We start from the raw sequence: 12,542 nt of genomic DNA, 5'->3' as shown, positions 1-12,542 counted from the left end.
TGGCGCCCCACCGAGATGCGACCAATGTCGTAGGCCGTTCGCCTTGCCATCTCAAGTGAATCGATCCAGCCTTATTGGCATGGTGACTCGATTCACTAACCCTCGAGACATTCCCGATGCTGACTCTGACACCCGACGACATCCTGCTCGACTGCCATGCCGATGACTGGCAGGCGGCGCTGGACCACGCCGCCGAGGCCCTGCTGCAGGCCGGCCTCACGGCCGATGGCTACCGCGACGGCCTGCACGCCCGCGAGGCCCAGTCCTCCACCTTCCTCGGCAATGCCATCGCCATCCCCCACGGCACCCCGGAGAGCCGCGAGCACGTCCGTGCCACCGGGGTGCGGGTGCTGCAGTTTCCCCAGGGCATCGACTGGCACGACGGCAATCGCGTCCATGTGCTGGTGACCATCGCCGCCCAGAGCGACGAGCACCTGGAGATCCTGCGCCAGCTGACCCATGTGCTGGACCGCGAGGGCATCTCCGAACGGCTGGCCGCCGCCGACTCCCGGGGCGAGATCGCCGGGCTGCTGTCGAAGACGGTGGTGGAGCCGCGCCTGGATGCCGACACCCTCTGCCTGGGCTTCCCCGCCCGGGACAGCCAGGAGCTGGCGCTGGCCGCCGCCGCCCGGCTGCGCCAGGCCGGCTGCGTGGAGAACGCCTTCGTCGCCACCGTGGCCGACCAGGCGCCTCGCGCCCTGGGCCAGGGCCTGTGGCTGGTGGCAAGCGACCTGGGGGTGACCCAGCCCGCCCTGGCGCTGGCGACACCGGCGCACCCGCTCAACATCGGGGACGCTGGCCTTGTCGGGGTCTTCTGCCTGGCGGCCCAGGGCGACGCCCATCACGGCCTGCTGGAGCGGCTCGTCACCCTGCTGGAGAGCGGCAGCGCCGGCGACCTGGCCGGCGCCGACGCCGCCACCGTGCTGGCCCGCCTGGCCGGCGAAACGGCGAGCGCTATCACCGCCACGGTGCGGGTGCTCAATGCCCACGGCCTCCACGCCCGACCGGCCAAGCAGCTGGTCCAGGTGGCCCGCGCTCAGGGCGTGTCGATCCGGGTGCGCCTGGCCGAGGGCCTGCGGCAGCGGGCAGGCGGTCTCGGCCACCAGCCTGACCAAGGTGATCGGCCTCGGCGCCCGCCGCGGCCAGCCGCTGCTCTTCTCCATCGACGGCAGCGACCTCCCCGCCGACGCCGCCGAGCGTGCCCTGGCGGCCGTCTGCCGGGCGGTGACCGAGGGCCTGGGCGAGGCGGTCGCGCCCTTCGACGAGGGCCGCGAGCATCACCTGCCCGAGCCGGAAGTCATTATCGAGCCGCTGGTCGAGAACGAGCCCCAGACGGCGGTGGCCGCCTCCCCGGGCCTGGCCATCGCCCCGGCCTTCGTGCTGCGCCTGCCACGTTTCGAGTACCCCGAGCGCGCCGGCGACCCGGCCGCCGAGAACCGTCGCCTGGACGCCGCCCTGCTCGAGGGTGAGGACCAGCTCGAGGCCCTGGTGCGCCAGGCCCGCGGTGGTGAGGTGGCCCAGATCCTCTCCATGCACGAGGAGATGCTCAAGGACTCCGAGCTGCACCAGGCCGCCCGCGAGGGCATCGCCGAGGGCGCCTCCGCCGAGGCCGCCTGGTGGCATGCCATCGAGACCGCCGCCCGCGCCCAGGAGATGCTCGCGGACCGGCTACTGGCCGAACGCGCCGCCGATCTGCGCGATGTGGGTCGCCGGGTGCTGGGCATCCTCTGCAACGTTGCGCTGTCCGAGCCGCCGGACAGCCCCTATATCCTGGTAGCCGACGACCTGGGCCCCTCCGACGTGGCCCGCCTGGACACCGCCCGGGTCCGCGGCCTGCTCACCGCCCGCGGCGGCGCCACCGCCCATAGCGCCATCCTGGCCCGAGCGCTGGGCATTCCCGCCGCGGTGGGCGCAGGCGACAGGGTGCTGACGATGGCCAACGACACCCTGCTGATCCTCGATGGCGACCGGGGCCGCTATACCGTCGCGCCTTCCGAGGAGCGCCTGGCCAGTGCCGAACAGCGCCTGGCCGACCAGCGCCGCCGCGAGGCCGAGGCCTGGGAGGCCCGCCACCAGCCCGCGGCGACCCGCGACGGCCACCGCGTCGAGGTGGCCGCCAACCTGGGTAACACCGCTCACGCACAGGACGCCGTGGAGCGTGGCGCCGAGGGGGTGGGCCTCTTGCGCACCGAATTCATCTTCATGGCCCATGCGGCGATGCCCGACCTCATGACCCAGGTCGAGGAGTACCGCGAGGCCACCGAGGCCCTGGACGGCCGCCCCCTGGTGGCCCGCACCCTGGACGTCGGCGGCGACAAGCCGCTGCCCTACTGGCCGGTACCCAGGGAGGACAACCCCTTCCTCGGCCTGCGCGGTATCCGCCTGGCGCTGACCCGTCCCGAGGTGCTGGAGACCCAGCTGCGTGCCCTGCTGATGGCCGCGGCGCCTGCGGCAGAATCGGAACAAGCGCCTGCGGCTGGGGTCAAGGCGCCCGCGGCTGGGGTTGATAAAAAGTCCCGCCCGCTGCGCATCATGCTGCCGATGGTCAAGGACCTCGGCGAGTTCCGGCAGGCCAGGGCGATCTACGACCGCCTGCTTGAGGAGATCCCCGAGACCGAGCGCGCCACCGACGTCCAGCTCGGGGTGATGATCGAGATCCCCTCCGCGGCGCTGCTGGCCCCGACGTTGGCCCCCGAGGTGGACTTCTTCTCGGTGGGCACCAACGACCTGACCCAGTACGCCCTGGCCATCGACCGCGGCCACCCCGAGCTCTCCGCGCAGTCCGATGGCCTGCACCCGGCGGTGCTGCGGCTGATCCAGCTGACCGTCCAGGCCGCCCACGCCCAGGGCAAGTGGGTCGGGGTGTGCGGCGAGCTGGCCTCGGACGCCACGGCGGTCCCGGTACTGGTCGGCCTCGGCGTCGACGAACTCTCCGTGAGCGCCCGCCAGGTGCCGCTGGTCAAGGCGCGGCTGCGCGAGTTCGACCTCGAAGAGGCCCGTGCCCAGGCCACGCTGGCACTCGCCCAACCCACCGCCGAGGCGGTGCGTGACGCCCTGGAGGTGCGCTGATGGCCCGGATCCTCACCCTCACCCTCAACCCCGCCCTGGATCTGTCGATCGGCCTCGAGCGGCTCGTCCCCGGGGAGGTCAACCGCACCCGGGAGACCCATCTCGAGGCCGCCGGCAAGGGGGTCAACGTGGCCCGGGTGCTGGTCGCCCTCGGCCACGAGGTCACGGTGTCGGGCTTTCTCGGCGCCGACAACGACGGCCCCTTCCTGCGCGCCTTCGAGGCACTCGGCGTGGAAGACGCCTTCCTGCGCGTGCCCGGCGAGACCCGCATCAACGCCAAGCTCGCCGAGGCCGACGGGCGGGTCACCGATATCAACGGCCCCGGTGCCACCATCGACCAGGGAGCCTGGCAGCGGCTGCTGGCCTGGCTCGACGCCCGCCTCGCCAACCCCGAGCGTCGCCCCGCGGCGGTGGTGATCGCCGGCAGCCTGCCCCCCGGCCTCTCTCCTGCGGGGCTCGCCGAGCTGATCGCCCACCTGCGCGCCGACGGCCTGCCGGTCTGGGTGGACACCAGCGGCGAGGCGCTCGGCCAGGCCATCGAGGCCCGTCCCACCGCGGTCAAGCCCAACGAGCATGAACTGGCCGACTGGGCCGGCCACTCCCTGGAGGGCTTCGAGGCGCGCCTCAAGGCGGCGCTCCGGCTCTATGCGGTCGGCGTCGAGGAGGCGCTGATCTCGGCGGGCCCCGCCGGGGTGCTGTGGGTCAGCGGCCGCGGCGCCTGGCAGGCGGTGCCGCCACAGCTCGAGGTGGCCAGCACCGTGGGCGCCGGCGATACCCTGCTCGCCGCCCTGCTCCACGGCGTGATCGAGGGCCACACCCCGGAGCAGACCCTGCGCCTGGCCACCGCGCTCTCCGCCGAGTCCGTCCGCCACCTGGGCGTGGGCAACCCCCGCGCCTCCGACTTCCCCCACCTCCAACAACAGACCCGCGTGCGTCGCCTCAACGATGTCGATGCCAGCGCGGGGGGAGCCATCGCATGAACGTCCTTATCGTCACCGCCTGCCCCAGCGGCATGGCCACCACCTTCCTTGCCGCCCGTCGCTTGGAACAGGCCGCCAGGCGCCTGGGCTGGTCGCCCAGCGTCGAGATGCACGGCGAGCTGGCGCCCCCGGCACCGCTCTCCGCCGAGACCATCGCCGCCGCCGATCTGGTGATCGTCGCCGCCGAGCGGGTCCCGGCTCCCCAGCGCTTCGCCGGCAAGCCGCTGTTCCAGGCCGCCATCGACCAGGCGCTGCCCGACCCGGCGGCCTTCCTGGCCCGCGCCGAGCGCGAGGCGGCCCCCTTCACCCCACCGCAGGAGGCCGAAACCGAGGTCCCGGCCGCCGCCCCGGGCGGCGCCCGGATCGTGGCGGTGACCGCCTGCCCCACCGGGGTGGCGCATACCTTCATGGCGGCAGAGGCCCTGTCCGAGGCCGGCAAGGCGCTCGGCCACGAGATCCGCGTGGAGACCCAGGGCTCGGTGGGGGCCCAGGACAAGCTTACCGAGGAGGAGATCGCCGCCGCCGACCTGGTGATCCTGGCCTGCGATATCGAGGTGGACCCCACCCGCTTCGCCGGCAAGCGCCTTTACCGCACCTCCACCGGCAACGCCCTGAAGAAGGCCCAGACCACCATCGAGGCGGCCCTGGCCGATGCCGCGGTGGAGAGCGCAGACGCCTCCGCCAAGGGCGAGGCGCCGAAGGGCGTCAAGGAGAAGGGGGTCTACAAGCACCTGCTCACCGGGGTCTCCTTCATGCTGCCGATGGTGGTGGCCGGGGGACTCTTGATCGCGCTCTCCTTCGTGTTCGGCATCGACGCCTTCGAGCAGGAGGGCACGCTGGCCGCGGCGCTGATGCAGATCGGCGGCGGCACCGCCTTCGCCCTGATGATCCCGGTGCTGGCCGGCTATATCGCCTACTCCATCGCCGACCGTCCCGGCATCGCTCCGGGCATGATCGGCGGGATGCTGGCGGCCAACATCGAGGCGGGCTTCCTCGGCGGCATCCTCGCCGGCTTCCTGGCCGGCTATGTGGCCCTGGCGGTGGCGCGCCACGTCAAGCTGCCGGCCAGCGTCGAGTCGCTCAAGCCGATCCTGATCATCCCGCTGGTGGCAAGCCTGGTCACCGGCCTGACCATGATCTACGTGATCGGCGAGCCGGTGGCGGCCATCATGGCCGGCCTGACCAGCTTCCTGGCCGGCATGGACGCCACCAACGCCGTACTGCTGGGCATCCTGCTCGGCGCCATGATGTGCTTCGACCTGGGTGGGCCGGTCAACAAGGCCGCCTACACCTTCGGCGTCGGCCTGCTGGCCTCCCAGACCTACGCCCCCATGGCGGCGATCATGGCCGCCGGCATGGTGCCGGCCATCGGCATGGGCGTCGCGAGCTTCGTGGCCCGGAACAAGTTCTCCGAGCCGGAGCGCGAGGCGGGCAAGGCCTCCTTCGTGCTGGGGCTGTGTTTCATCAGCGAGGGGGCGATTCCCTTCGCCGCCAAGGACCCGCTGCGGGTGATCCCCGCCTGCATCGCTGGCGGCGCGGTCACCGGCGCCCTCTCCATGTGGGTCGGCGCCCAGCTGATGGCCCCCCACGGCGGCATCTTCGTGCTGCTGATCCCCAACGCCATCACCCCGGTACTGCTCTACCTGGCGGCCATCGTGATCGGCTCGCTGATCACCGGCCTGGGTTATGCGGCGATCAAGCGCGGCGCCGCCCCGGTGGCGGTGGGCGCTGCCACCTGAGCCCTCACCGACGGCACCACCCAGCCACAGGGCCCGGGCACCAGCCCGGCCCTGATGCTGTGTTCCATGGCGCTCGACTGGCTGCCGGCCCCGCCCTCCGCGTCGCGCAGTGCGCCGGTCTCTCGCCCGGGCGACGAACACGAGAACGCCGGGACGGTCTCCCGTCCCGGCGTTCGATTCAAGACCCGACGGCTGGCCGGGTCAAGTCAGGCGATCAGGCCGCGTCGCGCTTGGCGTCGCTCACCGCCTGCATCGCCAGGGCGGTATCCAGCATGCGGTTGGAGAAGCCCCACTCGTTGTCGTACCAGGCCATCACCTTCACCAGGCGACCGTTCACCCGGGTGTGGTTGGCATCGAAGGTGGAGGAGTGGGCGTCGTGGTTGAAGTCGATGGAGACCAGCGGCTGGGCATTGACCGCGAGCACCGGGGAGGCCTCGGCGGCCCTGGCGACGATGGCGTTGATCTCCTCCCGGGTGGTGTCGCGACTCGCGGTGAACACCAGGTCCACCAGGGAGACGTTGATCACCGGCACCCGCACCGCCAGGCCGTCGAGGCGACCGTCGAGCTCCGGCAGCACCAGCCCGACAGCGGCGGCGGCCCCGGTCTTGGTGGGGATCATCGAGTGGGTGGCGCTGCGCGCCCGGTAGGGGTCGCTGTGGTAGACGTCGGAGAGGTTCTGGTCGTTGGTGTAGGCGTGCACCGTGGTCATCAGGCCGTTCTCGATGCCCACCGCCTCGTGGAGCGCCTGGGCCACCGGCGCCAGGCAGTTGGTGGTGCAGGAGGCGTTGGAGACCACCTTGTGCTCGGGCCGCAGCACCTCCTCGTTGACCCCGTAGACCACGGTGGCATCGGCATCCGGGCTCGGCGCGGAGATCAGCACCCGCCGGGCGCCGGCCGCGAGGTGCTTGGCGGCGGCGGCACGCTGGGTGAACAGGCCCGTGCACTCCATCACCAGATCGACGCCAAGCGACTTCCAGGGCAGCGCCGCCGGGTCGCGCTCGGAGAGGATGGCGATGCGATCGCCGTCAACGCGCAGGCTCTGCTCGTCATGCTCCACCGGGAAGGGGAAGTGGCCGTGCACGGTGTCGTGGCGCAGCAGGTGGGCGTTGAGGGCGGGATCCCCCAGGTCGTTGATGGCCACCACCTGCACGCGGTGGCGATAGCCGTTCTCGTAGAGGGCGCGCAGCACGTTGCGCCCGATGCGGCCGAAGCCATTGATGGCAATCTTGAGGGTCATGGTTCTCTCCTCCCAGGCGGTGGCCCTGTTGTGATCTTGTCGTGGTCCGGGGGGAGCCGGTCGGCGGAGGTGGCGGCCGGTCGCCGCCCGACTTGCCCACGGGCTCGTCCTCTCCGCAATGTGCCTCAGCGGAGGGAAGGATTCAAGATTATTTTGGTAAGTTTACATTCATAACGCTTAAAAACTAACCATTATCTGGGAGCTGACACTTATCACGAACCAGATCTCCGCCCTATTGGTAGTAAACTTACAGATAACCCGCTATTCTGGACACCCAGCCCCTTGCCCCAGGAGACCGCGATGTCGAGCCAGCCTCACCACTCCTCCATCCATGACCCCATCCGCCGCACCAAGATCGTCGCCACCCTGGGCCCGGCCAGCGATCGCGAGGGCGTGCTGGAGGCCATGATCGCGGCCGGCGTCGACGTGGTGCGCCTCAACTTCTCCCACGGCTCCCCCGACGACCACCGCCAGCGCCTGACCCGGGTGCGCGAGATCGCCGACCGCCTGGGCCGGAGCGTCGCCGCCCTCGGCGACCTCCAGGGGCCCAAGATCCGCATCGCTCGCTTCGCCGAGGGCGCCGTCGAGCTCGCCGAGGGTGCCCCCTTCGTGCTCGACATGGCCCTCGACGGCAACGCCGGCACGCCGGAGCGGGTCGGCTGCGACTACCAGCAGCTGATCGACGATGTCGCCCCGGGCGACCGCCTGCTGCTCGACGACGGCCGGGTGGTGCTCGACGTCACCGCCGTCGAGGGGCGCGAGGTCCACACCACCGTGGTGGTAGTCGGCAGGCTCTCCAACAACAAGGGCATCAACAAGCAGGGCGGCGGCCTCTCGGCTCCGGCGCTCACCGACAAGGACCGCGCCGACCTCGCCACCGCCGTGGCGATCGGCGTCGACTACCTGGCGGTGTCGTTTCCGCGCAGCGCCGCCGACATGGCCGAGGCCCGGGCGCTGCTCGGCGAGGCCGGGCGCGAGATCGGCCTGGTGGCCAAGCTGGAGCGCGCCGAGGCCGTGGCCGACGAGGCGACCCTGGACGGCATCATCGAGGCCTCTGAAGCGGTGATGGTGGCCCGCGGCGATCTCGGCGTGGAGATCGGCGACGCCCAGCTGATCGGCATGCAGAAGCGCATCATCAAGCGCGCCCGCACCCTCAATCGGGCGGTGATCACCGCCACCCAGATGATGGAGTCGATGATCGAAGCGCCGCTGCCCACCCGGGCCGAGGTGTTCGACGTGGCCAACGCCGTGCTCGACGGCACCGACGCGGTGATGCTCTCCGCCGAGACCGCCGCCGGGCGCTTCCCGGTGGAGACCATCGAGGCCATGGACCGGGTCTGCCTGGGCGCCGAGCGGGAGAGGGTCGCCCAGGCCTCCGGCCACCGCATCCACGAGGGTTTCTCGCGCATCGACGAGACCATCGCGCTCTCCGCCATGTACGCCGCCAACCACCTCTCGGGCGTGGCGGCCATCGCCTGCATGACCTCCACCGGCTACACGCCGCTGATCGCCTCGCGGATCCGCTCCGGCCTGCCCATCGTCGGGCTCGCCCCACAGCCCGGTGGCGCAGCGGCGCATGGCGCTCTACCGTGGGGTAGTCTCGCTGCCCTTCGATACCCAGGACATGGCCCCCACCGAGCTCAACGACCGGGCGCTGGCGCTGCTGGTGGAGAAGGGCATCGCCGCCCCCGGCGACCACGTGATCCTGACCCGCGGCGACCACATGAACGCCCATGGCGGCACCAATACCCTGAAGATCCTCGAGGCGTAACACCATGAGCGACCCACGTCCGCAGCACACCGTGACCCGCACCCTGCCCGCCCGCAAGCGCATCGCGCTGATCGCCCATGACGGCAAGAAGGACGAGCTGCTGGCGTGGGCGGCACGCTGGCAGGCGACCCTGGCCCGCCACGAGCTCACCGGCACCGGCACCACCGCGGGCCGGGTGGCCAAGGCGCTGGGGCTCCCCGTGAAGGGACTGCTGAGCGGACCGCTGGGCGGTGACCAGCAGATCGGCGCCCTGATCACCGAGCAGCGGCTCGACCTGCTGATCTTCTTCTGGGACCCCTTCGCCCCCCAACCCCATGATCCCGACGTCAAGGCGCTGCTGCGACTCGCCGCCCTGTGGAACATCCCCCGTGGCCTGCAACGCCGCCAGCGCCGACTTCCTGATCAGCTCGCCCTGGCTGGAATCGGCCTACGAGATGACCATTCCCGACGCCGGCGCCTGGGTCTCGACCCGCAACGCCGACTGACACTCCCGACCCGGCTCCCATCGACCCCATCAATGACAAGAGGCGAGGCTTCCGATGTTCCAGCTGACCCGCAGCGTGACCTGGCAGGCACTCAAGCGCCTGCATGAGCAGACCGCCAACGACCGCATCCGCGACTACTTCACCGCCGATCCCCAGCGCTTCGAGAAGATGAGCCTGCGCGTCGGCGGCCTCTTCCTCGACTACTCCAAGCACCAGGTCTCCGACGCGGTGCTCGACCGGCTGATCGAGCTGGCCAACCACTCGGCGCTGGTGCAGCGTCGCGCCCAGATGTTCTCCGGGGACATCATCAACGTCACCGAGGACCGCCCGGTGCTGCACACCGCCCTGCGCAACCTCGCCGAGGGGCCGCTGATGGTGGACGGCCAGGACGTGATGCCGGAGATCCAGCGCACCCGGGAGCAGATCCGCCAGTTCTCGGAGGCGGTGCGCAGCGGCGAGTGGAAGGGCTACAGCGGCGAGCGCATCCGGGACGTGGTCAACATCGGCATCGGCGGGTCGGACCTGGGGCCCAACATGGCCTGCCGGGCGCTGCTCAAGCACCGCCACCCGGAGCTGAACTTCCACTTCGTCTCCAACGTCGACGGCGCCCATATCCAGAAGGTGCTGAGCCGCCTCGACCCGGCCACCACCCTGTTCATCGTCTCCACCAAGACCTTCTCCACCCAGGAGACGCTGCTCAACGCCCATACCGCCCGGCGCTGGTTCGTGGAGACCGCCGGCCCGGATGCCGACGTGGGCGCCCACTTCATCGCCGCCTCCACCAACAAGACGGCGGCCATGGCGTTCGGCATCCGCGAGGAGAACGTCTTCGAGTTCTGGGCCTGGGTGGGCGGTCGCTACTCGATGTGGTCCTCCATCGGCCTGCCCATCGCCCTCTCCATCGGCTTCGAGGGGTTCATGGAGCTGCTGGAGGGGGCCTACGCCATGGACCAGCACTTCCTCGCCGCCCCCTTCCGGGAGAACATGCCGGTACTGATGGCGCTGATCGGCATCTGGTACATCAACTTTCACGGCGCCGAGACCCAGGCCATCGTGCCCTACGACCAGGCGCTGCATCAGCTGCCGGCCTTCCTGCAGCAACTCGACATGGAGTCCAACGGCAAGTCGGTGGACATCTTCGGCCACCCGGTGGACTACAAGACCGGGCCCATCGTCTGGGGGCAGACCGGCTCCAACGGCCAGCACGCCTTCTTCCAGCTGCTCCACCAGGGGACGCGCTACGTACCCATCGACTTCATCGCCTCGCTGAAGCCCGAGCCCGGCATGGAGGAGCACCACTTCGCCCTGCTCACCAACATGCTGGCCCAGGCCAACGCCTTCATGGAGGGCAGCCAGAGCGGCAGCCGCCTCGATCCCTACAGCTGCCCCGGCAACCGCCCCTCCAGCGTGCTGCTGCTCGATGAGCTGACGCCGAGGAACCTCGGCGCGCTGATCGCCCTCTACGAGCACAAGGTGTTCGTCCAGGGGGTGATCTGGAACATCAACTCCTTCGACCAGTGGGGCGTGCAGCTCGGCAAGCGCATCGCCGGCGAGATCAGCGAGCGCATCGACGAGCAGAGCCAGGACTTCGACGCCTCCACCCAGGGGCTGCTGGCGCTGGTGCGTGGCCACTTCGCGGCCGACGGCGCTCCCCGGGCGAGCGCCGACGAGCCCGCGGCGACGCCCTCCGACAAGGGCGGCAAGCGCCGCCGGCGCTGAGTCAGCGTGCAGCGCGGGGGCCGGCAACTGCCGGCCCCCGCTCGTTTCGGGCTCGTTTCGGGAGAAAAAAAACCCGGCCACGAGGGCCGGGGAGAGGGACAGCAAGAGGCTGTCGAGAGAGCACGCGGGAACTTCTTTCGCAGGGAACTTCTTTCGCAGGGAACCTGGGGAGGGAGTCAGTGGTGGAAGCGCTCGGCCACCTCCCGGGCCAGCTGGCGGATGCCGTTCCAGTCTTCGGCCTCCACCAGGGAGTTCGGGGTCAGCCAGGAGCCGCCCACACACATCACGTTCTTGAGCGCCAGGTAGTCCTCGGCGTTGTCGAGGTTGATGCCGCCGGTGGGACAGAAGCGCGCCTCGGGGATCGGGCCGGCGAAGGCCTTGAGCGCCTTGACGCCGCCGCTGGCCTCGGCGGGGAAGAACTTGAAGCGGCGGTAGCCGAACTGCCAACCGGTCATCAGCTCGGAGACAGTGGCAACGCCCGGCAGCATCGGCACCGGGCTGGTCACCCCATAGCGATAGAGCGCCTCGGTGGTGCCGGGAGTGACCACGAAGTCGGCGCCGGCCTGCTCGGCCTGGCGGTACTGGGCCGGGGTCAGTACGGTGCCCACGCCGATGCTGGCCTGGGGCAGCGCCGCCTTGATGCGGCGCACCGCCTCCAGGGCGCAGTCGGTGCGCAGGGTCACCTCGAGCACGGTGAGGCCACCCTCGACCAGGGCGGTGGCCAGGGGCACGGCGTCTTCCACGCGCTGGATGGCCAGCACCGGGATCACCTCGGCCTTCAGGCAGATGCTGTCGAGCTCGGTGGTGCGGGTGGAGGGCAGCTGCTTGTCGATGCTCTTGTCGAAGGTCATTGGTGTCTCTCCATGAGATCAGGGGGCCCAGTAGATGGCCAGCGGGCAGGAAAGAAAGGCGCGGATCGGCAGCTCACGGACGTCATCGCCCGACAGCGCCCGGACCAGCATGTCACGCTTGTCGCCGCCGGTAATGTGCAGGAAGTGGCGCCGGGAGCGGTGCAGCCGATCGGCGGAAAGGGTCAGGCGCGGCTGAGACTGGCTCCGGGCACGCACGGCCACCGCCGCCTCGGCGGTGGAGAGCGCCAGCGCAAGCTCCCGGCTGTCGGGGAAGAGCGAGGCGGTGTGACCATCGCCGCCCATGCCCAGCACCACCGCGCTTGCCGGCCAGGCCAGGCCGGCAACACGCTCGGCCACGACCTCGGCGCCCTGCTCGGGGGTGGCGTCATCTGTGGTCAGGGGCACGAAGCTGGCCGCCGCCGCCGGGCCCTTGAGCAGGTGCTCGCCCACCAGGCGGGCATTGCTGTCGGCATGGGCCGGGGGCACCCAGCGCTCGTCGGCGAGGGTCACCTCGACCCGCGACCAGGGCAGCTCGCAGGCCGCCAGCGCCTGGAAGAAGGGCACCGGCGTGGAACCACCGGAGACCACCAGCAGGGCACGCTCCTGGCTCGCCAGGTCCTGTCGCAGCGCCTCGGCCACGGCCTCGGCCAGTTGGGTGGCCAGGCGTTCTCGGCAAAGCTCACTCATCTTG

General features: G+C 70.8%; 6 protein-coding genes and 3 pseudogenes. 6 read left to right on the top strand and 3 right to left on the bottom strand.

Annotated features, from left to right (window positions below):
* Positions 1-116 precede the first annotated feature (116 nt).
* The 3 genes and pseudogenes from fruB to B6N23_RS13970 all read left to right on the top strand — a co-directional run bounded on the left by fruB (position 117) and on the right by B6N23_RS13970 (position 5,788).
* A pseudogene (gene fruB, locus B6N23_RS13980) lies at positions 117-3,069 on the top strand (fused PTS fructose transporter subunit IIA/HPr protein).
* Positions 3,069-4,049, top strand: coding sequence for a 1-phosphofructokinase (pfkB, locus tag B6N23_RS13975; RefSeq protein WP_305499977.1), 981 nt, complete (start codon positions 3,069-3,071; stop codon positions 4,047-4,049). The pseudogene fruB and the gene pfkB overlap by 1 nt, the downstream one beginning before the upstream one ends.
* Complete coding sequence (locus B6N23_RS13970) at positions 4,046-5,788, top strand: PTS fructose-like transporter subunit IIB (RefSeq protein WP_305499976.1); 1,743 nt, start codon at positions 4,046-4,048, stop codon at positions 5,786-5,788. Before pfkB ends, B6N23_RS13970 begins: the two co-directional genes overlap by 4 nt.
* Positions 5,789-6,002: 214 nt before the next feature.
* Here the strand turns inward: B6N23_RS13970 and gap are convergent, their stop codons facing one another.
* Positions 6,003-7,025, bottom strand: a complete 1,023-nt coding sequence (gap, locus tag B6N23_RS13965) for a type I glyceraldehyde-3-phosphate dehydrogenase (protein WP_169959063.1) — start codon at positions 7,023-7,025, stop codon at positions 6,003-6,005.
* 300 nt (positions 7,026-7,325) lie between these two features.
* On the opposite strand from gap, the pseudogene pyk reads away from it, so the two are divergent.
* The 3 genes and pseudogenes from pyk (at position 7,326) to pgi (ending at position 11,000) form a co-directional block, all read left to right on the top strand.
* Positions 7,326-8,796 (top strand): annotated as a pseudogene (gene pyk, locus B6N23_RS13960) (pyruvate kinase).
* Positions 8,797-8,800: 4 nt separating this feature from the next.
* Positions 8,801-9,281: pseudogene (locus B6N23_RS13955) on the top strand (methylglyoxal synthase).
* A gap of 54 nt (positions 9,282-9,335) precedes the next feature.
* Positions 9,336-11,000: a glucose-6-phosphate isomerase gene (pgi, locus tag B6N23_RS13950; protein ID WP_305499971.1), complete on the top strand. Its 1,665-nt coding sequence runs from the start codon at positions 9,336-9,338 to the stop codon at positions 10,998-11,000.
* 176 nt (positions 11,001-11,176) lie between these two features.
* Here pgi and B6N23_RS13945 read toward each other — a convergent pair whose 3' ends face one another.
* Entirely contained in the window at positions 11,177-11,851 is a 675-nt protein-coding gene (locus tag B6N23_RS13945; RefSeq protein ID WP_305499969.1) for a bifunctional 4-hydroxy-2-oxoglutarate aldolase/2-dehydro-3-deoxy-phosphogluconate aldolase, read from the bottom strand.
* A gap of 18 nt (positions 11,852-11,869) precedes the next feature.
* Entirely contained in the window at positions 11,870-12,538 is a 669-nt protein-coding gene (gene pgl, locus B6N23_RS13940) for a 6-phosphogluconolactonase (RefSeq protein ID WP_169959068.1), read from the bottom strand.
* Positions 12,539-12,542 lie beyond the last annotated feature (4 nt).

The sequence above is a fragment of the Halomonas alkalicola genome (genome assembly GCF_030704205.1).
Taxonomy (GTDB): domain Bacteria; phylum Pseudomonadota; class Gammaproteobacteria; order Pseudomonadales; family Halomonadaceae; genus Halomonas; species Halomonas alkalicola.
The sequence above is the reverse complement of the archived record's forward strand: the minus strand, read 5'-3'. Positions and strand labels throughout refer to the sequence as shown.